The organism is Ilumatobacteraceae bacterium, from assembly GCA_033344875.1.
In the GTDB taxonomy this organism is placed as follows: domain Bacteria; phylum Actinomycetota; class Acidimicrobiia; order Acidimicrobiales; family Ilumatobacteraceae; genus Ilumatobacter.
In genome coordinates this window covers 2,751,852-2,773,367 of the sequence record JAWPMO010000001.1, presented here as the reverse complement: position 1 = coordinate 2,773,367, position 21,516 = coordinate 2,751,852, and the positions used below count along the sequence as shown (strand labels likewise).

18 protein-coding genes are annotated in these 21,516 nt (G+C 69.7%); 9 read left to right on the top strand and 9 right to left on the bottom strand.

What is annotated here, in order from left to right; translation table 11 throughout:
• Positions 1-52: 52 nt before the first annotated feature.
• Positions 53-1,492 (bottom strand): catalase, encoded by a 1,440-nt coding sequence (locus R8G01_13110; GenBank protein MDW3214935.1) that lies wholly within the window; start codon positions 1,490-1,492, stop codon positions 53-55.
• Positions 1,493-1,621: 129 nt separating this feature from the next.
• Between R8G01_13110 and R8G01_13105 the strand changes: the two genes are divergently transcribed.
• Positions 1,622-2,548 carry an alpha/beta hydrolase gene (locus R8G01_13105; GenBank protein MDW3214934.1) on the top strand — a complete coding sequence of 309 codons (927 nt, stop codon included), beginning with the start codon at positions 1,622-1,624 and terminating at the stop codon, positions 2,546-2,548.
• Between the two features lie 121 nt (positions 2,549-2,669).
• Entirely contained in the window at positions 2,670-3,815 is a 1,146-nt protein-coding gene (locus R8G01_13100) for a hypothetical protein (GenBank protein MDW3214933.1), read from the top strand.
• Positions 3,816-3,858: 43 nt separating this feature from the next.
• Here the strand turns inward: R8G01_13100 and R8G01_13095 are convergent, their stop codons facing one another.
• Together R8G01_13095 and R8G01_13090 are read right to left on the bottom strand one after the other, a co-directional pair.
• Positions 3,859-5,208 carry an alpha/beta fold hydrolase gene (locus R8G01_13095; GenBank protein ID MDW3214932.1) on the bottom strand — a complete coding sequence of 450 codons (1,350 nt, stop codon included), beginning with the start codon at positions 5,206-5,208 and terminating at the stop codon, positions 3,859-3,861.
• A 43-nt stretch (positions 5,209-5,251) separates the two neighbouring features.
• Positions 5,252-6,949: an alkaline phosphatase D family protein gene (locus R8G01_13090; protein MDW3214931.1), complete on the bottom strand. Its 1,698-nt coding sequence runs from the start codon at positions 6,947-6,949 to the stop codon at positions 5,252-5,254.
• A gap of 152 nt (positions 6,950-7,101) precedes the next feature.
• On the opposite strand from R8G01_13090, the gene R8G01_13085 reads away from it, so the two are divergent.
• Positions 7,102-7,515, top strand: coding sequence for a cyclic nucleotide-binding domain-containing protein (locus R8G01_13085; protein ID MDW3214930.1), 414 nt, complete (start codon positions 7,102-7,104; stop codon positions 7,513-7,515).
• A gap of 3 nt (positions 7,516-7,518) precedes the next feature.
• Here R8G01_13085 and R8G01_13080 read toward each other — a convergent pair whose 3' ends face one another.
• Positions 7,519-8,175 carry an O-methyltransferase gene (locus tag R8G01_13080; protein MDW3214929.1) on the bottom strand — a complete coding sequence of 219 codons (657 nt, stop codon included), beginning with the start codon at positions 8,173-8,175 and terminating at the stop codon, positions 7,519-7,521.
• A 104-nt stretch (positions 8,176-8,279) separates the two neighbouring features.
• Between R8G01_13080 and R8G01_13075 the strand changes: the two genes are divergently transcribed.
• The 3 genes from R8G01_13075 to R8G01_13065 are packed head-to-tail and all read left to right on the top strand — an operon-like array spanning position 8,280 to position 12,483.
• Complete coding sequence (locus R8G01_13075; GenBank protein MDW3214928.1) at positions 8,280-8,846, top strand: TetR/AcrR family transcriptional regulator; 567 nt, start codon at positions 8,280-8,282, stop codon at positions 8,844-8,846.
• The gene (locus R8G01_13070; GenBank protein MDW3214927.1) at positions 8,843-10,579 is read left to right on the top strand and encodes an ABC transporter ATP-binding protein; all 1,737 of its coding nucleotides are present in this window, start codon (positions 8,843-8,845) and stop codon (positions 10,577-10,579) included. Before R8G01_13075 ends, R8G01_13070 begins: the two co-directional genes overlap by 4 nt.
• Entirely contained in the window at positions 10,576-12,483 is a 1,908-nt protein-coding gene (locus R8G01_13065) for an ABC transporter ATP-binding protein (protein ID MDW3214926.1), read from the top strand. The genes R8G01_13070 and R8G01_13065 overlap by 4 nt, the downstream gene beginning before the upstream one ends.
• Positions 12,484-12,500: 17 nt before the next feature.
• On the opposite strand, the gene R8G01_13060 is transcribed toward R8G01_13065, so the two are convergent.
• Together R8G01_13060 and R8G01_13055 are read right to left on the bottom strand one after the other, a co-directional pair.
• Positions 12,501-13,763: a glycosyltransferase gene (locus R8G01_13060; GenBank protein MDW3214925.1), complete on the bottom strand. Its 1,263-nt coding sequence runs from the start codon at positions 13,761-13,763 to the stop codon at positions 12,501-12,503.
• Between the two features lie 4 nt (positions 13,764-13,767).
• Positions 13,768-15,888, bottom strand: coding sequence for a glycosyltransferase (locus R8G01_13055; GenBank protein ID MDW3214924.1), 2,121 nt, complete (start codon positions 15,886-15,888; stop codon positions 13,768-13,770).
• A 168-nt stretch (positions 15,889-16,056) separates the two neighbouring features.
• Between R8G01_13055 and R8G01_13050 the strand changes: the two genes are divergently transcribed.
• From R8G01_13050 to R8G01_13040, 3 genes are read left to right on the top strand one after another with little or no spacing between them, the layout of a single operon-like run.
• Positions 16,057-16,860 carry a helix-turn-helix domain-containing protein gene (locus R8G01_13050; protein MDW3214923.1) on the top strand — a complete coding sequence of 268 codons (804 nt, stop codon included), beginning with the start codon at positions 16,057-16,059 and terminating at the stop codon, positions 16,858-16,860.
• A gap of 1 nt (position 16,861) precedes the next feature.
• Positions 16,862-17,839, top strand: coding sequence for an oxygenase MpaB family protein (locus R8G01_13045; protein ID MDW3214922.1), 978 nt, complete (start codon positions 16,862-16,864; stop codon positions 17,837-17,839).
• A gap of 56 nt (positions 17,840-17,895) precedes the next feature.
• Positions 17,896-18,735 carry a hypothetical protein gene (locus R8G01_13040; GenBank protein ID MDW3214921.1) on the top strand — a complete coding sequence of 280 codons (840 nt, stop codon included), beginning with the start codon at positions 17,896-17,898 and terminating at the stop codon, positions 18,733-18,735.
• 48 nt (positions 18,736-18,783) lie between these two features.
• Here R8G01_13040 and R8G01_13035 read toward each other — a convergent pair whose 3' ends face one another.
• The 3 genes from R8G01_13035 to R8G01_13025 are packed head-to-tail and all read right to left on the bottom strand — an operon-like array spanning position 18,784 to position 21,511.
• Complete coding sequence (locus R8G01_13035) at positions 18,784-19,224, bottom strand: VOC family protein (protein MDW3214920.1); 441 nt, start codon at positions 19,222-19,224, stop codon at positions 18,784-18,786.
• A gap of 38 nt (positions 19,225-19,262) precedes the next feature.
• Entirely contained in the window at positions 19,263-20,666 is a 1,404-nt protein-coding gene (locus R8G01_13030) for an NAD-dependent malic enzyme (protein MDW3214919.1), read from the bottom strand.
• Positions 20,667-20,713: 47 nt separating this feature from the next.
• Positions 20,714-21,511, bottom strand: coding sequence for an alpha/beta hydrolase (locus R8G01_13025; protein MDW3214918.1), 798 nt, complete (start codon positions 21,509-21,511; stop codon positions 20,714-20,716).
• Positions 21,512-21,516 lie beyond the last annotated feature (5 nt).

Sequence of the window (21,516 nt, the reverse complement as noted above, 5' to 3'; positions counted from 1 at the left end):
CGGCACCGCGATCGCGGCGCCGGCCCCGGAGGGAATCGTCGGAGGGGTGTGGCTACGTGATGTTGTCGGCGATGCGGTCGCCGATCTTCTGGTCGATGTTGCGCCAGTACTCGATCGATCGGGCGCGCACGTCGTCGCTCACCCCGTCGGAGAGGTGACCGGCGGCGTTGTCGACCAACCGATCGCGCGCGGCGTCGTCCATGACCTCGCGCACGAGCGTGCCGGCCTGGCCGAAGTCGTCGTCCTCGGGGTGCGCCACGTACGGGCTGTGCTGCATCTCGCCGGTCGCCGACCACGTGGCGTCGTGGGGCGAACGAGCGGGGTCGGCCGACGGCCCGCCGTAGGAGTTCGGTGCGTACACCGGGTCGGACACGGTCTCGATCCGCATCGCCCCACCCTTGCTGTAGCTGTGGAACGGGCACTGCGGTGTGTTGACCGGGATCTGCTGGTAGTTGACGCCGAGCCGGGCGCGATGGGCGTCGGCATAGGAGATCAAGCGGGCGAGCAGCATCCGGTCGGGGCTCGGCCCGATACCCGGCACCAGGTTGTTCGGCTGGAACGCGGCCTGCTCGATCTGGCTGTGGAAGTCGGTCGGGTTGGTGTGCAGCGTCATGCGACCGACCTCGTGCAGCGGGTAATCGGAGTGCGGCCACACCTTGGTGAGGTCGAACGGGTTGAACCGGTAGCTCTCCGCCTCGTCGAACGGCATGACCTGCATCTTGAGCGTCCACGACGGGTGGTTCCCCGTCTGGATGTTCGTGAAGAGGTCACGACGGTGGTAGTCGGCGTCGCTGCCGGCCATCTCGTCGGCCTCGTCCTGTGTGAAGAACTCGATGCCCTGATCGGTCTTGAAGTGGTACTTGACCCAGAACCGTTCGCCGTCGGCGTTGACCCACATGTACGTGTGGCTCGAGTAGCCGTTCATGTGCCGCCACGACTTCGGGATCCCCCGGTCGCCCATCAGCCACGCGACCTGGTGGGCGGTCTCGGGCGAGAGCGACCAGAAGTCCCACTGCATGTCGTGGTCGCGCAGTCCGTTGTCGGCGCGGCGCTTCTGCGAGTGGATGAAGTGCTGGAACTTCATCGGGTCACGCACGAAGAACACGGGCGTGTTGTTGCCCACCATGTCGTAGTTGCCCTCGTCGGTGTAGAACTTCAGCGCGAAACCCCGGGGGTCGCGCCAGGTGTCGGGCGATCCGCTCTCGCCGGCGACCGTCGAGAACCGGGCGACCATGTCGGTGGTGGCGCCGGGTTGGAACAGCGACGCCTTCGTCCACTTACTCACGTCGTGGGTCACCTCGAACGTGCCGAACGCGCCGGACCCCTTGGCGTGCGGCTGCCGGTCGGGGATCATCTCCCGGTTGAAGGCGGCCATCTGCTCCATCAGATAGTGATCGTGGAGCACGATCGGACCGTCGGCCCCGACGGTCAACGAATGCTCGTCGCTGGCGACGGCGATACCGGCATCGGTGGTGGTGAACTTGTCGGACATGGGGTCCTTTCCCGGGTAGACGTGCGTTCGACCGGCGTCGTCGACACCGGGCGAGTCGCACGACGGGTACCCGACCCTGCCCGCTCACAAACGGGATCGTGCGGAGCGTCGATACCGTGGACGGACGAGATGAGCGACGACGACGGTGACGAAGCGGAGCGATCCGACTACGGGGTCGTTCCCGATCCCGACTGGTTCGGCTCGATCGTCCGGACCCGCCATCCCGTCGACGGTTCGCCGGTGTTCACGGTCGCGGCCCGGCCCGACGCTCCCGCCGGCGCGGTCGTCGTGCTGCTGCACGGTGTCGGGAACGACGGATCGATCTTCGGGCCGATCATGTCGTCGCTGGCATCGTTGGGGACGGTCGTGGCACCCACCCTGTCACCGGCGCTGTTGACCGACGTCGGCGACGACCGGAACCTGATGTCGGCCAAGCTCGTCGCGTGGTTGACCGAGGTGGTGCCACCTCCGTGGCGGATCGTCGGCCACTCGATGGGTGGTGTGATGGTCGGGCTGATCCTGCGGACCCGACCCGACCTGATCGAGCGAGCGGTGCTGCTCAACGCCCCGCTGCCCGGGGTCGTGCAGCGGCTGCGGTCACGAGACACCATCGATCGCACGGGACGTGCGCTGCTGTTCATGAAGGCGCTCGCCGCGATCACCCGGTTCGGCCGACCCCGCCTGCCGAGGTTCCTCCGTGGCGCCGAGGCCGCCGCTGTGCGCGTGGCACTCCGCGGGTTCGTGCACGATCCCGGTGGGTTGGACGGTCGAGTGCTCACCAGGGCGATCCTCGGTTCGCGCACCGCCGACGGCAACCGGTTCCTCGAACTCGCCGAAGAACTCCCGGCGTGGGAGTCCGAACCGTTCGATCTGGTGCCGATCACGGTCGTGCTCGGCGACGCCGACCCGTTGATCCCGACCGACGATGTCGCTGCGGTGGTCGAGATGTACCCCGGTGCCGACATCGACGTGATCGCGAACTGCGGTCACTTCGCCCATCTCGAATGGTCGACGCACTCGATCGACACGATCTCGGCGAGCTTCGGCGAGCCCTGACTCGGCGACGTCGAACACACGGTCGACCGGTGACGCGATGTCGGGACGGGTCCGGACGTCGCCGCTGCCCGGGCCGTGACGATCGTTTCAGTTCCGGTCGACATCTGCCGATCAACGAGGGATGACCGGGTCAGCCACCGAACCGACGCGGACGGATCCGCGTCGGGTCCCGACGGAGCGGACCGAGCCGTGGCAGCACGAATTGGCCGCTCGTACGCGCGTCCGCGGACTGCTCCAGGATCTCCCGGCCGGTTTCATCGTCTTCGAGGCGCTCGAGTTGCCGCGTCCGACGATCGCCACCGTCGACCATCTGGTGATCGGACCCCGCAACGTGTGGGCCGTGACCACCCACGTGTCGTCCGAACCGATCACCTTCGGACGCGGCCGGAACGCCGACACGCTCTGGGCCGGCGGCACCTCGCTGCGGACCGTGCTGGAGGCGGCGGACTGGGAGGCCGCAGCGCTGGCCGATCACATCGGATTCGCGGTCGAACCGGTGATCTGCATCGTCGCCCCGGGCCTCCCCGAGCCGGCATTCGACTTCTACGGGATCCGGATCACCGAACCGTCGGCGCTCGTGCGCCAGGTCGCGACCTCGACCGCGGACTTCGTCGACGTCACCGCGGTCGCGGACGCGGTCCGGCGATCGTTCGGCGCCGAGCCGGTGACCAGTTCGGCCCCGCCGACGCTGGGTGCCCCCGTCCATCCACCCACGTTGCGTCCGACCTCCCAACGCCGCCACCGGACGTTGGGTGCGCGGCTGTACGCACTCAGGTCGGCGCGCGCCGCCCGCGTCGGCGTCCTGGTCGCACTCGCAGCTGTGCTCGTCGCGTCACTCCCGACGATCGTCGGCGTCTGGAACTCGGTCGCCTCCGAGGGGGCCGAACGAATCACCGCGGTGATCGACGACGACGCACTCGCCGACGGGGGCGTCGACACGGTGCCGAGCCGGGGAACGACCGACACGCCGACCGGCGTCCGCTACGTGCTCAGCTGCCCCGACGACGGTGCCGGTTGGGAGATCGAGTGGACCTGGCCGGGGCCGACCGGGCCGGGCGTCGTCGGCTACACGGTCCGCACACGCTCCGGTGACGGTGCGACGGTGGTCCACACCGCGTCGGTGTGGACCGATCCGGGCGCGCCGCCTCCGGCAGCTCGCGTCGTCGACCCGGCCGCAACGGAGATCATCACGCAGCACCGGGCCGCCGACGGCGGCATCGTCGCCACGGCGACGGAGATGCTCGCTGCGCCGACGACCACCTGCTGACTCGACCCGCTCCGCGGTGCGCCGGCGGACGTGGCACGGTCGCTCAGCGTCGGGCGAACACGACGTCGACGGGTGGGGTGACCATCGTGTCGTCGATCACCGGGCCGTCACGGAACACCTGGTCGAGGAACTGCACGACATACGTGTTGGTGATGTCGGCGGCCCGCTCGGCGTCGATGTCTCCCTCCGAGCATCCCTCGGCCCCGAAGTCCTCGATCGTCGTCACGACCAGTTCGGGCACGTCGGGGAGCAGCGGGAGGAACTCGCCGTACGCACACAGGTCGGTGAACGTCTGGTGTTCGCCGGCGACGAGTTCGACGCGGTACGCCGGAGCGTTCGTGGCGATGTCCCACAGCCGTGTCACGTTCGGGTCGACCGGCGTGGTCGTGTCGTCGGTGCCGACGACGACCATCATCGGCACGTCGATCGCTGCGAGACGCTCGTCGGTCAGCAGTGCCTCGCCGCTCGCCGGTGCGAGCAGGATGATTGCGTCGACGCGGTCGTCGGCGGCGAACTCGCCCAGCGTCGTGGTCACGCCGGTCGCGAGTGCGATCGCGGTGTACCCACCGAACGAGTGACCGGTCACGGCGATCCGTTGGTCGTCGACGGCGCCGGCGAACACGCCGGCGGTCGGGTGGGCGACTTCGGTGAACGCCGTGATGACGCGGGCGACGTCGTTCGGTCGTTCGAACGCGATCTCCTCGATCGGCGCTCCGTCACCGGTGAACCGGTCGAACACGGTGTTGCCGGTGTGGTCGGGTGCGGCCACCACGTAGCCGTGTGACGCGAGCGCCTCGGTGTACGACGAGTGCAGGTACCGAATGCCCCCGCTCCCGTGGGAGTAGACCACGAGCGGGAACGGGCCGTCGGTCGACAACTGTTCGGGGACGGCGGCGAAGGCATCGGGCGACTCGAAGTAGACGCCGGGGAGCAGCGTGTACTGCTGGGGGACCAGCGCCTCGGGGTCGGCGTCTCCACCGAGCGGGAACCAGACGTCGACCGTCAGGGGGCGCACGCGGTCGGGATCGCCGACGATCACCGTGGCGACGCCCACCTCGTACGGTCCCGGCCCGATGGGTGCCCACTCGGCCGCCGGTGGGTCGGTCGTCGGCGGGGTCGTGGTCGCGGTCGTGACCGGAGCGGTGGTCGCGGTCGCCGGCGTCGTCGTGTCGGGCGTCGTCGTGTCGGGCGAGGTGGTGTCGGTCGTCGTGTCGGGCGTGGTGGTGTCGGTCGTGGTGTCGCCGGGGTCGTCGACCGGCGGCGCGGTGTTCGCCACCGTGCTGTCCGGCGGCAATGTCGTCGCGGTGGGTGCGGCGGTGTCGTCGCCGCCGCAGGCAGCGGCGATCAACAGCAACGGCAGGGCGAAGACGGGGGCGGTTCGGGTGCTCGGCACTCGCCCATCGTGGCATCCGACGGGCCGGGGGAGACAGCGGGACTCAGAGTTCCATTCGCTTGAAGATCTCGAGCACTTCGACGCCCTGGTCGTTGCGCTGCGCTCGCTCCATGATCAGCGTCGCCCGGTCACCGTCGAACTCGATGAGCGCCATCGTGTTGTCGAAGATCGGGTCGACGTCGAGATCCCACGCCAGGTCGGACGGCGGTCGTCCGACGCGCCGCTGGAGGAACTCGGCGACGCGGCGACCGGTGTCGGATTCGGCGAACCGCATCGCCCGCCGTTCGGGTGCGCCGAGGATGTTGCGGATCGGAGAGCTGACCACCTGGTGCACCCGACTGGTGAACCGAGGTCCGTCGCGAGGTTCGACCGCCACGCCGTACGAGAAGTGGATGTCGCCACCGAGCACGGTGATCGTCGCCGGCGGATCGACATCGCGTTCGCCGGTGGCCCGGCCGATGAGCAGTCGTTCGAACTTGCGGAACGAGTCGTCGAACGACGGCCAGTGTTCGGTGTCGATCGCCCGCCGGACGCGTTCGCCGACCCAGGCACCGACTCGACCCCATCGTCCGTCGCACACCGCCTCGTCCCACTGTTGGATCGCATGGATCCCACCGGGGGTGAACACCGGGAGCGACGTGGCGATCAGGAGATGGTTCGCCGGCTCGAAACAGCGATCGACCACCCAGTCCCATTCGTCGTCGCCGATCATCTTGCGATTGCCCGGCTCGAGCACCCGCCCGTTGCGCGTGTCGACCATGACCAGGTGGACGTCGCCGAAGCGCCGGTGGAAACTGAACGGGTAGCCGCCCGGCACCGGGGTCTGCTGTTCGGATTCGAACGCCCAGTGCCGCAGCACCGCCGCTGCGTCGTCGCTCGCCATCACCCGGGCGAGCATGCCTTCGGCCTCGATCTCCGCCGGGGAGAGGTTCCCCACGTGCTGGTAGATCCAGTACGACATCATCGCCCCGATGATGTGGTCCTCCCACCAGGGTTCGGCCCGCGTCTCGTCGACCCACGACCGTGAGGTGTTCCAGTCGTCGATCACGTCGTGGTCGTCGAAGATCATGACGCTCGGCACGACCGACATCACCCAGCGCTCGACCTCGAACTTCCACGCCTCCTCGTACAGCCAGGTGTACTCCTCGAAGTCGGCGACGACCTTCTCGGGGACGTCGCCGCGATCATCGCCGCGCCGCTCGATCCGGCGTCGGGCGGCGGGCGACATGTCGTCGGCGTAGACCTGGTCGCCCAGGAACACGATGACGTCGGGCCATTCGCCGGGTGGCTGCGAGATCATCCGGAGGCCGTGTGCTCGGAGCGCATCGACCCCGAGACCCTCGCGCTCCTCGTCGGCCGTGCAGATGTAGGGCGGCTCGTGGGGTGCCGCGGCGCGACAGCTCCCGAACAGCGCCCGGAAGGGGCCCTCGCCACCCATGGTGCGAATCACGCTCGGTGGGAGCCGGCTGTCGGGTTCCGGCCAGACGCGGCGGTCGTCGAGGTGCACCTGGTACGGGATGGTCGTTGCGGGGGCGAGGCCCTCGAGGACCACGAGCGCGAAATGGTGACCGTCGACCTCGAACGTGCTCGTCGACGTGTCGAGCACTCGCACCGTGCAGGCCGCCGTGGTCTCGACCCACACGGTGGCCTCGGTCTCCGAGACGAACCGGAGCGCGGGCCCGAGCAGCAGCTCGGCGGCGCCATCGGGGTGGTCGGATGCGGCGGTGGTCGGTGTGGTCATGAGGCGCGAGCGGCGAGTCGGTGGTGATGCAAGAACACGCATTGTGCCACTTCGGGAACCGTCCCGGCTCGGGGTCCGACGCCGTTGGTCGAGCGGCCGGGCCGGGTTCGCTACCATCGTGGCGCCCACCCGGGGCGAGTCAGGGGGCTCTCATGGATTCCAACACGGTGCGGGAACTGCCGCTGTTCGAGGGGTTGTCCGACGAGGTCGTCGAGGCGTGTGCCAGCCGATTCGAGGAACTCGAACTGCTGGCGGGCACCGGGCTGGCCCGCGAGGGTGAGTTCGCGTACAAGTTCTTCGTGGTGCTCGACGGCGAGGTCGAGGTCCAACGAAACTTCGAGCAGGTCGCGACGCTCGGCCCCGGCGACTTCTTCGGTGAGATGGGCGTCATCTCGGGGGGACGTCGGAACGCACGTGTGATCGCGTCGACGCGCTGTCGCGTCGGCTGGATGACCGGCTGGGACTTCGAGGCCCTGCTCGAGGAGTATCCCGAGGTCGCCCGGCGGATCCAGGACGTGGTCGACGAGCGGATGAGGGGTGTCCCGAACCCACCGCCGAGCGACTGACGGTCAGCGTCGGCGGATCAGTGTGACGCCGTCGCCGATCGGGACGATCACGGCGTGCACGTCGTCACGCCGAGCGACGCCGTCGTTGAAGTCACGGAGTGCGACCGTGTCGGCGTCCTGGACGTCGTCATCGATGACCGCTCCGCTCCACAGCACGTTGTCGACCACGATCAGGCCGCGGTCGGACAGGCGCGGGAGCAGCAGGTCGAGGTAGGTCTGGTAGCCGGTCTTGTCGGCGTCGATGAACGCCAGGTCGATGTGGCGGTGGTCGGGCAACGCCGCCAGGCCCTCGCTCGCCGGACCGATCCTGACATCGATCTTGTCGAGCACCTCGGCGTCGCTCCACGCCGTCCTGGCGAGTTCGAGGTAGCGGTCCGTGATGTCGAAGCAGGTCAGCCGGCCGTCGGCGGGCAGGGCTCGTGCCATCCACAGTGCCGACATGCCGGTGAAGGTGCCGACCTCGACGACCGTCCGGGCGCCGGAGATCGCGACCATCGTGGCGAGGAAGCGACCCTGGTCCTGGCCGATGTTCATGCCGGCGGCGCTCGGGAACTGTTCCCGGGTCGCCGCGGCGAGCCGGGCGGCCACGGCGTCGTCGGTGGGGTTGGAGTGGGCGGTGACGTACTCGTACAGATCGTCGTTCATCCGGATGTATCGCATGGTCCCGTTCGTAGCACCTCGCGGCGCTTCGGACCCGATGGTGTGACATGCGCCGCCACATCCGACTGAGTGAGTGCCCACTCAGTCGGGTACGGTGCACCGCCGTGCCATCCGCCACCACGAGCCGTCGCGCCGCCCCGCTCCCACCCGACGAACGTCGCGCCGCCGTCGTCCGGGCGGTCCTGCCTCTGATGCTCGAGCACGGCGTCGGCGTCACCACCCGCGAGTTGGCCCGAGCCGCCGGCGTCAGCGAGGGAACGCTGTTCAACGTCTTCGCCGACAAGGACGAACTGATCGGTGCGGTCGTCGAGGCCCTGCTCGACCTCGAACCCTTCGAGCGGGCGATCGAGGCGATCGATCCCGACGTCCCGTTCTACGACCGGCTCGCCGCCGCGACCGAGATCATCCAACGTCGGGTCGTCGACGTCTGGAAGCTGGTGTCCCAACTCGACACGGCCCGCCACGCGGCGTTGCGCAAGGGTCCGTTTCCCGACAGCCCGGCGCTCATCGCGCTGCTCGCGACCGAATCCGGGCGGCTGCGCGAGGCGCCCGCCGACGCCGCTCGACTGTTGCGGGCGATGGCGCTCGCCCTGTCACATCCCCACATGGTCGACACGCCGCGTCCGCCGGCCGACATCGTCGATCTGTTCCTGAACGGAGCGATGCGATGAGCCTCCGACGTCTGCTCCGGACCCACCTCGCCCCGTACCGGCGGCTGCTGTGGGTCGTCGTCGTCCTCCAGGCGATCCAGACCACGGCGACGCTCGCGCTCCCGGCGCTCAACGCCGACCTGATCAACGACGGTGTGCTCGTCGGCGACAACGGGTTCATCTGGCGCACCGGCGGCATCATGATCGGGTTCAGCGTCGTGCAGATCCTGTTCGCGGCAGCGGCCGTGTGGTTCGGCGCCAAGGCGGCGATGGGGTTCGGGCGCGACCTGCGACGCGACCTGTTCCATCAGGTGACCGACTACTCCGCTCGCGAGGTCGGCCAGTTCGGGGCGTCGTCGTTGATCACCCGCATCACCAACGACGTCCAGCAGGTGCAGATGCTCGTCGTGATCGCGGCGACGATGATGATCGCCGCGCCGCTCACGATGGTGATCGGCATCGTCCTCGCCGTCCGTGAAGACGTCGGCCTGTCGGTGATCCTGCTGTTCGCCATGCCCGGTGCCGTGCTGCTGCTCGGCCTGATCGTGTCGCGGATGGTGCCCGCGTTCCAGCTGATGCAGGAGCGCGTCGACCGGGTCAACGGGGTGCTGCGCGAACAGATCACCGGGATCCGGGTGGTCCGTGCGTTCGTCCGTGAACCGCAGGAACAGGCCCGCTTCGCGGTCGCCAACGACGAACTCACCGACACGGCGCTGCGCACCGGCCGGCTGATGGCGGCGACGTTTCCCACCGTTGGCTTCATCGTCAACATCTCCAGCTTGGCGGTGCTCTGGATCGGGGCCGACCGCATCAGCAACGGACAGATGCAGGTCGGTTCGCTCGTCGCGTACATCACCTATCTGATCCAGATCCTGATCGCGGTGGTCATGGCCACCTTCATGGCGTCGATGGTGCCGCGGGCGGCCGTCGCCGCCGATCGCATCGTCCAGGTGCTCGACACCGACTCGTCGGTCCGGCCACCGGAACACCCGGTGACCGAGGTGCCCGAACGGGGCACCCTCGAGTTCCGCGACGTCGCGTTCCGGTACGCCGGCGCCGAGCAACCGGTGCTCGGCGACATCTCGTTCCGGGTCGCGGCCGGGGAGACCACGGCGATCATCGGCTCGACGGGCGCCGGCAAGACCACGCTCGTCAACCTCGTCGCCCGGCTCTTCGACGCGACCGAAGGGGCGGTGCTCGTCGACGGCGTCGACGTCCGCGAACTCGACCCCGACCTGCTGTGGGGCCGCGTCGGCTACGTGCCTCAGCAGGCATTCCTGTTCTCCGGCACCGTTGCCTCCAACCTCCGCTTCGGTCGCCCCGACGCGACCGACGACGAACTCTGGGCCGCCCTCGAAGTCGCCCAGGCGGCCGGTTTCGTGCAGACGATGCCCGACGGGCTCGACAGTCCGATCGCCCAGGGCGGCACCAACGTGTCGGGGGGCCAACGCCAGCGCCTGTCGATCGCGCGGGCGCTGGTGGCGCAACCCGAGATCCACGTGTTCGACGACTCGTTCTCGGCCCTCGACCTGGCGACCGACGCGCGGTTGCGCGCGGCCCTGCAGCCGGTCACGCGGGAGGCCGCCGTGCTGGTGGTCGCCCAGCGGGTCTCGACCATCCGTGACGCCGACCAGATCCTCGTCATCGACGACGGTCGCATCGTCGGTCGTGGCACCCACGCCGACCTCGTCGAGAGTTGTCCGACCTACGCCGAGATCGTTGCGTCCCAGCTCGGGGAAGGAGCGGTGGCATGAGCGACGACCGCACGAACACCGACACCACCAACGGCACCGGTCCGACCGGCGAACGCGACGACCAGGACGTCCTGACCACCACGGGCCGCGAAGCCCGCCGCGGCAGCTTCGGCCCCGGCGGCGGCGCCGGCATGCCGACCGAGCGCAGCGAGAACTTCGGCGTCGTCGTGCGCCGCCTCGGCACGATCCTCGGCCGCGAGACGCCCCTGCTGATCCTGGTCGTCGCGCTGACGGTGGCCAGTGTCGTGCTCGTCGTCCTCGGCCCCCGCCTGCTCGGGCAGGCGACCGACATCATCGTCAGCGGCGTCGCCGGTGACGGCATCGACTTCGGTGCACTCCACGACAAGCTGTTCGTGGTGGGCGGGATCTACGTCGCCTCGTGGGTGCTCGCGTACTCGCAGGGCTACATCCTCGCCGGGGTGCTCCAGCGGTCGATGTTCGGCTTGCGCGAGCAGGTCGAGACCAAGATCAACCGGCTGCCGCTCAGCTACATCGACCGGCACGCTCGCGGCGATCTGCTCAGCCGGGTCACCAACGACATCGACAACCTCAGCCAGAGTCTCCAGCAGACGACCAGTCAGATCCTGACGTCGTTGCTCACGCTGATCGGCGTGATCGTGATGATGTTCGTGATCTCGCCGCTGCTCGCGGCGGTCGCGCTCGTCACCGTTCCGACGTCGGTCTGGTTGATGAAGATGATCGGTGGCAAGGCGCGACCGAGGTTCATGGCGCAGTGGCGGCACACCGGCAGCCTCAACGCTCAGGCCGAGGAGGTGTTCACTGGCCACGCGATCGTGAAGAGCTTCGGTCGCCAGCGCGATGTCGAGGCCCGCTTCCGTCGCGACAACGACGAGCTGTACGAGGCGAGCTACACGGCGCAGTTCACGGCCAGCCTCATCCAACCGATGATGGTCTTCATGGGGAACCTGCAGTTCGTCCTCATCGCCGTCGTCGGTGGTCTGCGGATCTCGAGCGGTTCGATGACGGTCGGCGAGATGCAGGCGCTGATCCAGTACGCGCGGCAGTTCAGTCAGCCGCTGACGCACCTCGCGTCGATGACCGCGACGTTCCAGTCGGGCATCGCGTCGCTCGAACGGGTGCTCGAACTGATCGACGCCCCCGAGCAGACCGCCGAACAGGCCGACACGATCGACCCGGCACCCGTCCGTGGGCGGATCGAGTTCGACGACGTGCACTTCTCGTACGACCCCGACACGACGCTCATCTCGGGGCTCAGCCTCGTGGCCGAACCCGGACAGACGATCGCGATCGTCGGCCCGACCGGTGCCGGCAAGACCACGATCGTCAACCTGCTGATGCGGTTCTACGACCTCGACGGCGGCACGATCCGCCTCGACGGCCGCGACATCGCGAGCTTCCCGCGGCGCGAGTTGCGCTCGAAGGTCGGCATGGTGCTCCAGGACACCTGGCTGTTCGGCGGCACGATCCTCGAGAACCTCCGGTACGGCAACCCCGACGCCACCGACGAGCAGATCCGTGAGGCGGCGCGTGTCACGTACGTCGACCGTTTCGTTCATTCGTTGCCCGCCGGGTACGACACGGTGATCAACGACGACGGCGACAACATCTCGGCGGGCGAGAAGCAGCTCGTGACGATCGCTCGAGCGTTCCTCGCCGACCCGTCGATCCTGATCCTCGACGAGGCGACCAGTTCGGTCGACACGCGTACCGAGGTCCTGATCCAGGAGGCCATGAACGCCCTCCGCTCACAGCGGACCAGCTTCGTGATCGCACACCGGCTCTCGACGATCCGTGGTGCCGACGTCATCTTGGTGATGGACGGTGGGCGCATCGTCGAGCAGGGCAACCACGACGAACTGATCGATCGGGGTGGGGCGTACGCCCAGCTCTATCAGGCGCAGTTCGCCGGCCAGTCGACCTGAGCGGCCGGACCGATGGCTCAGGCGGCGACGCCGGCGCCGAGCGCCTCGACCAGCCGGGCGGTCGTCGGCCGCGGCGTCGGTTCGGGACGGTCGGTCGACAGCAGGTCGGCCGCGGCGGCTGCGAAGTCGGCGCCACGGGTCGTGTTCGGCGCCGACACCGCGGCGGCGCCCGCACGTTCCAGGTCGGCGGCGTTCGAGAACTGATCGGTCGAGAACGGCACGATCATCTGTCGGGCGCCCGCCGCCAGTGACTCCTGGACGGAGTTGTTGCCGCCGTGGTGGATCGCCAGGTCGGCGTGGGCGAGGAGTGCGACCTGCGGCAGGGTCGCGGCGACCACCCAGTCGTCGGGCACGTCGCCGAGTGCCTCGATCGGCGTCGGGCCGGTCGCGATCGCGGCGCGGGCACCGATCTCGCGGAGGCCGGCGGCGATCTCGGCGAGGACGTCGCCACGATGCGAGAGGAACGTGCCGAGGGCCACGACGACCCGCCGCCCCTCGGCGCCGACGGTCCACCGGGTCAGCTCCGGGGGCAGGAGTTCGTCACGGATGAGCGGCCCGACGAAGTGGTGCTGTCGCGGCAGCCACGGTGCACGTTCGGGATGCTGGAGCGATGCGACGCTGTTGTACACGACGGTGTCGCCGTGCACGCGGAACGCATCGTCGACCGCCGGGAGCCCGGGGGCGACCGACGCCAGCGCCCGGTTCCACCGATCGGTGAAGCGGTCGGTCACGGTGTCGGCCAGATGCTCGAGATCACGCAGCGCTCGGCTGTCGGCCGGCATCGCCAGCGGCCAGTGCGGCGGTACGCCGTAGCGCTCCTCGGCGACCGGGAGCTGCGTCGGATGTCCCGGCACCACGGTCACGTACCGGCGTCCGGTCGCCGACGCGGCGAGGGTGGCCCCGAACGAGATGTGGTCGACGGCGATCCGCTCGGGATCGATCTCGTCGACGAGGTCGGCGACGTCGCGGATCACCCGCTCGGGTTCCCAGAGCAGGTCGTCGAGCCGGTCGGCCGCTTGGAGACGGAGCGTCGGCAACGGGCCCCGACGGGTCGCGTCGAGGAATCGGTCGATCGCCGGTGATCGCTCCACGATGCCGGTGTTGCCCGATGCGCCCAGGCGGAGCAGTCGCCATTCGAACCCGTCGGCTTCGACGGAGTCCCGAAGCTGTGGGCCGGTGGCCACGACGACCCGCGAGCCGTCATCGGCGGCGGCTCGGCCGAGCACGGCGAGCGGCCGGTAGTGCGATGCGAAGTCCGGGCTGAGGATCAGCAGGCTCATGGCGTCAGGCCGTGTCGGCGCTGTACAGGTCGACGAGCTGGGACGCCATCGTCCCGATCGAGTACCGGGTCTCCACCATGCGGCGCGCCCGATCTGAGCGACCCGGCAGGTCGACGAGCCCGAACGCGGACACGATCGCACGGTCGAGCGGGTCGCCGGGTTCGACCAGCACGCCGGTGTCGCCGGGCTCGACATAGGTCGAGGGTCCGCCGGTGCTCGGCGCCACGACGACCAGGCCGGCCGCCATCGCCTCGAGCACGGCGAGACCGAACTCCTCCTTCATCGCACCGTCGACGTAGACGCCACCGGGTGCCCAGGCGCCGGCTCGTCCGCGCCGAACGCTGACGAGCAGCCGGGCGATGTCGGCGTGCGGTCGTCCGCCGAGCAGGACGAGGCCGTCGCGCGCCGTCGGGTGTCGATCGAGGGTGGTCTCGATCTGGTCGAGTACGGCGCGCTCGGCCGTCGACGGGTGACCGAGGTCGCCGCCGACGATGACGAGGTTGCACCGCTCACGGAGCCGTGGGTTGCTCGCCCACGCCTCGACGACGCGCTCCATGCCCTTCACCGGGTGCAGCCGCCCGACGCTGATCAGCACGGGGCGACCGCGGCGGTCCTCGGCCAGGCGGTCGTGCAGCTCGCGGATCACGTCAGGGGTTCCGGTGTCGGCCTCGCACTCGGCGCGTCGGAGCGAGGCGAGGTCGATGCCCTCGGCGACCACGGCCGTACGGCCGCCGGCGCGGGCGTCGTCGGCGACGATCGAGTCGAGGAACGGGAACGAGGTGGCCCGCGGGAACAGGGCGACCCGGTCGGCGTGCCGTCCCAAGCGCTCGACGAGGCGGGCGCGGAACCACGTGTTCTGGTCGAGATCCAGTTGCTCGAACCGGTCGCCGTCGAGTTCGCCGCGTCGTTGCAGTGACTGGATGACGTTGTGCGGGTCGGGCGCGAGGCTGAAACACGTCGGGATGCCGGCCGCGGCGGCCACCTCGGCGCCGACGAGGGTGCCGACGTCGGCCATGCGGAGGTGCAGCACGTCGACACGCCCGGCGGTGTGCAGCGCCCGCCGCACGCCGCGTTCGACGGCGGGGATGTGCTCCCAGGCGTCGCCGGCGTTCGACACCGGGCGGGTGACGTCACCGAGCGGGATCGTGCCGTACGACCAAGGGCCGTCGTCGTCGACGAGTGGGCCGATCAGGGCGTCGGTGACCGTGCCCCGACCGATCGTCGTCACGTGCCCGATCGCCGGGTGGCTCCCGAGTGCGTCGCCGAGTGAGACGAGCAGGCTGGCCACGCCACCGGTTTCGCCCTGACCGCCGCGGCTCAGCTGCCCGTCGAGTCCCTCGGCGAGGACGAGTTGGGCGACGTGGAGACCGGCACCGCTCGCTCGGGTGTGGCCGCCACGTTCGAGCGAGAACGCCGCATGCGCGGCGATCGCATCGTCTGCATGGACGAGCGCGGTGAGGGCGTCGTCGACCAGAGCGCTCGGTCGTTCGCCGAGCGCTCCGACCGCGGCGATCCGTGCGGCGTCGGGTTCGTAGGGGTCGACGGCGAGATCGACGAGGAACTCGTCGGTGCCGCGGTCGTCGATCGCTCCCAGGAGGTCGACCAGGCGCGAACGTTCCGCCGGCTCGTCGGTGACCGCGAGCGTGGTCGTGAGGGCCCGGAGGATCGACGCCGCGTCGGTTCGGGACCAGTGGCGCAGCGTCCGGTGGGCGTGGAACGTGTCGATGCCACCGCGACGGAGTTCGTGGAGCAGCGCCGGGACGGCCGCAGCGACCGGTTCCCGCTCGCCGAGCTGCCAGCTCGCGTGACGGCGCAGCACGCGCCGTTCGGTGGTGAGCAGTTCGGCGAGTCGAGCAGCGGCCGTGTCGCCGATCAGCGCTCCGAGGATCTCGATGGCGGCGAACGCGCCGGCACCGCCGCCGTCGATGAGTGCGTCGAGCCGTGCGAAGAGTTCGCGGTCGCCCAGGGTGTGGCGCGCCGCCTCGGTGATCTCGGCCGAGCGGTGGAGCACGGCGAGCCGATCGCCGTCGGCCACGGCGTGTTCGATCGGGGCGAGATCGCGTGCTCGGATCGGGGAGACGGGGAGCGAGAGACGGCTGCCTCGCTCGGTCGGGACGGAGATCATGCGGGAGGCTTTCGATCGTGCGGTGTGGCACTCCGGCGGTACAGCAGGAGGAGGAAGGAGGTGCCGAAGCGCCACACCGCGGTGGGGGGTGGCGGTACTTTAACATCGTTCAGTCGAATTTAGCTCGACTCAGCATGATTTCGCTCTGATCGCTCTACACTCACCGCCATGGCACTCGATGATGCGGCTCCGACGGCGGTGTCGCTCGACCTTCGATCGGCGGCCGACGAGCTCGGCGTCCACTATCAGACCGCCTACCGGTGGGTGCGGTCCGGGCGCCTGCCGGCACGCCGTGTGAACGGCAAGTACGTCGTCGAACGGTCCGACCTCGCCGATCTCGACCGCGATCGTTCGACGCCCCAGCCGGTCACGACCCCGAGCAGTGCCCGGCTCGACCGCAGCGCCGCCCGGCTCGAGCAGCTGCTGGTCGACGGCGACGAGGCGATGGCGCGGATGCTGGTCCGTCGACTGGCCGACGACGGCACGCCGGTGATCGACCTCATCCAGCACGTGATCGTTCCGCCACTGCAGGCGATCGGCGAGGCCTGGCATCGCGGCGAGCTGTCGATCTGGGTGGAGCACCGCAGCTCGGCGATCGTCGAACGGATGCTCGGCGACATCGTGCCCAACCCACGCGGACGCCGCCGAGGTGTCGCCGTCGTGGGCGCCGTCACCGGCGATCACCACGGGTTGCCCACGACGATGGCGGCCGCCGTCCTGCGGTCCGATCAATGGCATGTCCACCACCTCGGCGCCGACGTCCCGGTCACCGAGTTCGTCGCCGCGTGCAGCGAGAGCGCCGCCGACCTCGCTGTGGTGACCGTCACCAACGCGACCCTGACCGACGCCGCGACGAGCGCCGGTGAGATGATCCGCACCTCGGGTACGGAGACCCTGGTCGGTGCACCGGGACGCCGGCTCGACGACCTGGTCGAACTGGCTCGCGACGTGGCCGTGGCGCGGCGGGGCTGACATGGAGCTCCTCGGTGAGGCGTCGTCCGGCGTGAGGTCGATGGTCGGTGGCGTCAAGAACCGCGTCGTCGAGGCGACCACCGCGCTGTTCTCGCACGGTCCTCGGCCCCTCGAGCACACGCTCGACCACGCGCCCGATCCCGGTCTGCTCGGGCCCGACTCGGTGTCGTGGAAGGTGATCGGCGACGCGGCTGCCTTCGTGGGAGGGATCCGCGCCCTCGTCGTGCAGACCGCACACCCCGAGGTGGTGGCCGGGGTCGAGCAGCACTCCCGATACCGGGACGACCCGCTCGGCCGCCTCACGCGCACATCGTTCTACGTCACCGAGACGACGTACGGCGCGATGCCCGAGGTGGAGCGTGCGGTCGAGATGGTCCGCCACGCCCACCGACCGGTCCACGGCCGCAGCGAACGCGATCGGCCGTACAGCGCCGGTCATCCCGAGATGGCGGCCTGGGTGCACAACGTGCTCACCGAGTCGTTCCTCGCGGCGTACCAGGCGTACGGGCCCACACCGCTCACGCCCGACGAGGCCGACCGGTTCGTCGCCGAACAGACCCGGATCGGTGCGTTGCTCGGCGCCGACCCCATGCCGACCACCGCCGCCGGGCTCACCGCGTGGGTTTGCGATCACCCGGCGCTCGCCGCCACCGACGACCTCCGCAGCGCGATGGAGTTCCTCCGGGATCCGCCGCTGTCGATCCCGGTCAAGATCGGCTACGCGCCGCTGTTCAACGCGGCGGTGGCGACACTTCCTGAACGGATCCTCGACATCACCGGCCTCCGTCCGCGGTGGCGCTCCCGGGAGATCGGCCGCGCCGCGACCAACTCGCTTCGATGGGCGCTCGGCTCCTCGCCGTCATGGCACGTGTCGCTGATCCGCGCCGATGCCCCGGTGCCCGACGGTCTGTTCCGTCAACCGCTCTCCGCCGAGGCCAAGGAACTCCTGGCGTCACGCCGGACCGCTGTCGCCGGCTGACGCCGGCGCCGTCGACCGACCCGCCGCTCACGACCGACGACCGGTACGGTCTCGCGATGGATCCCGTCATCGCCCGGAAGACGTGGCGCACGCTCGAACCCATCCACGGAATGATCTACTTCGTTCCCGAGGGCCCCGAGCACTACCGCAATGTCGGGCTGCTCGACGTGCGGTCCGGCTACTTCGCGTCGAGGTCGGCCGCGCTCGGCGAGGCATCGGCCGACGTCGTCATCGCGACGTTCTTCAACTTCAACCCGGTCACGGTCCGCGAGGCAATGAACGGCGTGTGGCAGACGGTCCGCGCCGAGGAGATGATCGACGCCCGGTTCATGGTGGCCGATGCGTCCTTGCGGCGCCTGCTCGGCGACGACGTGGTCGACGGGGAGGAGATCGCCGAGGCCGCCGAACTCGCGCGCACGGCCGCGCTCTCGGCGACCGACCACCTGCACGGACGCCCGCTCTTCGCCGGGCACGCAGCGTTGCCGTGGCCGACCGCTCCACACCTGGTGCTCTGGCACGCACAGACGCTGCTGCGCGAGTTCCGCGGCGACGGCCACATCGCCGCGCTCGTCGCCGATGGTGTGTCGGGCATCGAGGCACTGCTGATGCACGGTGGCACCGGAGCGATCGCCGCCGGCGTGCTGCAGCGCACCAGGAGCTGGGACGACGACGCGTGGACGGCAGCGAGCGACCGCCTGATCGACCGCGGGCTGCTCGATCCCGACGGCACCCTCAGCGAACTGGGGGCCGAGCGACGTCAGTGGGTCGAAGACCGCACCGACGAACTCGCACTGGTGCCGTACGAGACGATCGGCGACGACGGGTGCGCACGTCTGCGCGAACTGTGCCGACCGTTCAGCCAGGCGATCGTCGCCGGCGGCGGCCTCCCCGTCTGACCTGAGATCCAGGTCCGGCACTGCCGACGGCCGATGCCGTCGGCCCGGTCAGGTGAGTTGTTGGGCGAGACCGACGACGATGCCTTCGGGACCGCGGACGTAGCAGAGCCGGTAGAGGTCCTCGTACCGCTCCAGTCCGCCGACGAGACTCGCGCCGTGGTCGCGCAGTCGCGCCACGACGTCGTCGATGTCGTCGACGGCGAACATCACGCGGCGGATGCCCAGCGTGTTGGCCGGCGCGTCGATCGGCTCGCTGCGGGTCGCGGCCGGAGTGTGGAACATCGCCAACTCGATGCGGCCGCGGCCGTCGGGGGTTCGCAGCATCGCGACCTCCTGTCGGACGTCGTCGACGCCGATGACGCGTTCGACCCACCGCCCTTCGACCGGACCGCGGCCCTCCAGCTCCATCCCGAGCTCGACGAAGAAATCGATGACCGTGTCGAGATCCTCGACCACGATCAGCACGTTGTCCATCCGTTGGATCGCCATGTCGGCGATTCTCGCGCCGGCGGAGGTCGCGGCGGGGATCAGGGGCGGCAGACGCCGTCGGCGACGGCGGCTGCGGCGACGGCGGCGGCGACCCGTTGCGAGACCGTCTTGTCGAACACGGGCGGCATGATGAACGTCTCGGACAACTCGGCGTCGGTGACCGACTCCGCGATCGCGGTGGCCGCCGCGAGCTTCATGTTCTCGGTGATCTCCTTCGCGCGGGCGTCGAGCGCGCCACGGAAGATGCCGGGGAACGCCAGCACGTTGTTGATCTGGTTCGGGTAGTCGCTCCGACCGGTGCCCATCACCCTGACGATGCCGTCGACCAGTTCGGGGCGGATCTCGGGATCGGGGTTGGCCATCGCGAACACGATCGGATCGTCGGCCATGTTCCGCACGTCGTCGACGGTGAGGATGTCGGGGGCGCTGACCCCGATGAACACATCGGCACCGTGCATGACGTCGGAGAGCGCGCCCTGCTTGCGCTCGGGGTTGGTGTTCTCGGCGAACCATTGCTTCCACCGGTTGAGCCCGTCGCGCCCGTCGTAGACGGCACCCTTCGAGTCGACGCCGACGATGTCGGTCGCTCCGGCGCCCAGCAGGATCTTGCCGATCGCCACGCCGGCCGCGCCGACGCCGGAGATCACGATCGACAGGTCGGCCATCTGCTTGCCGGTGATCCGGAGTGCGTTCTCGAGTGCTGCGAGCGTGACCACAGCCGTGCCGTGCTGGTCGTCGTGGAACACGGGGATGTCGAGCAGTTCCTTCAGTGCCTCCTCGACCTGGAACGCCCCGGGCGCGGCGATGTCTTCGAGGTTGATGCCGCCGAACGTCGGGGCCAGTCGCACGACGGTCTCGATGATCTCCTCGGGCGATGACACGTCGAGGCAGATCGGGAACGCGTCGACCCCGCCGAACTCCTTGAACAGCAGCGCCTTGCCCTCCATCACCGGCATCGCGCCCTTCGGGCCGATGTCGCCGAGCCCGAGCACGGCCGTGCCGTCGGACACGATCGCCACCGTGTTCTTGCGGATCGTGTACTCGTCGGCCTGCGACTCGTCGGCCGCGATCGCGTTGCAGACACGGGCGACGCCGGGCGTGTACGCCATCGACAGGTCTTCCTGGTCGCCGACCGGGCAGAGCGGCAGCACCTCGATCTTGCCGCCCTCGTGCATGCGGAACGTGCGGTCCCACCAGTCGTGCAGGGTGATGCCGGGCGTGTTGCGCACCGCCTCGACGATGACCGTCTGATGTTCGACGCTCGTGCAGTTGACGACGATGTCGCGGTCGACCCGGCTGCCTTTGGCGACGAACGAGTCGACGGCGTAGATGTTGCCACCGGCCTCGCCGATCGCGGTCGCGAGGCTGCCGAGTACACCCGGCACGTTGCTCAGCGAGACGCGGAGGTGGATCGAGTACTGCGTGGCGGGCGGGCGTGACATGCCCGGGACGCTACTGGCGGCACCCGTCCGGGTGCCACGCCGCCTGCTCAGGCGACGGTGCGGGACTCGCCGGGCATCCAGTCGGCGGGGTGCGGATACTGGTGTCCGAACCCCAGCGGCGCCCGGAACGGCTTCCATTCCCCGATCGGCTGCGCGAGTCGATCGCTGATCGCATAGACGACCGCCGGGTGGAAACCGAGCCCGGTGTGGCTGGCGCGGACCTCGATGTTCTCGCGCTCGTGGCCGATCGACTCGAGGCACTGCCACCACCGCACCACGCCGTCGGTCCGGGTGTAGATCGCCGTGGCGGGGACCGCGAGCGCGCCGGCGTCCATGCCGGGCAGGACCTCGTCGATCGTGATCGCGTGGGTCGGCTTCAGCCGGTCGTACAGCGACGAGACGGCGCTGCGGTCGGCGTCGGGGTCGATGCGGAACGGGCTGCCGAGCGTGATCACCTGACGAACCATGTGGGGGAACCGCCGTGCCAGACGACGGGCATAGATGCCGCCGAGGCTCCAACCGATCAGGCTGACCGGTCGTTCGTGGCGTTCGTACAGCGTCGTCAGACGGTCGACGAGCCCGTCGATCACGTGTTGGGTGGGGCCGAGATTGCGGCCGAGCTGCCACCCGTGCACCCAGTAGCCCTGCCCGCGGAGCACCGACCGGAGCGGCGCCGTCGACGGGTCGCCGGCCAGGAACCCCGGCAGGATCAGCACCGGGTGCTGGTCGCCGCGACCGATCAGGCGGAGGAGCGGCGAGGCGGCCGCGACCGCACCGAGTTCGAACACCGCTCGCGACTCCATCATCCGCAACAGGGGCGACGGCGGTGCGGTGCGATCCGACATCACCC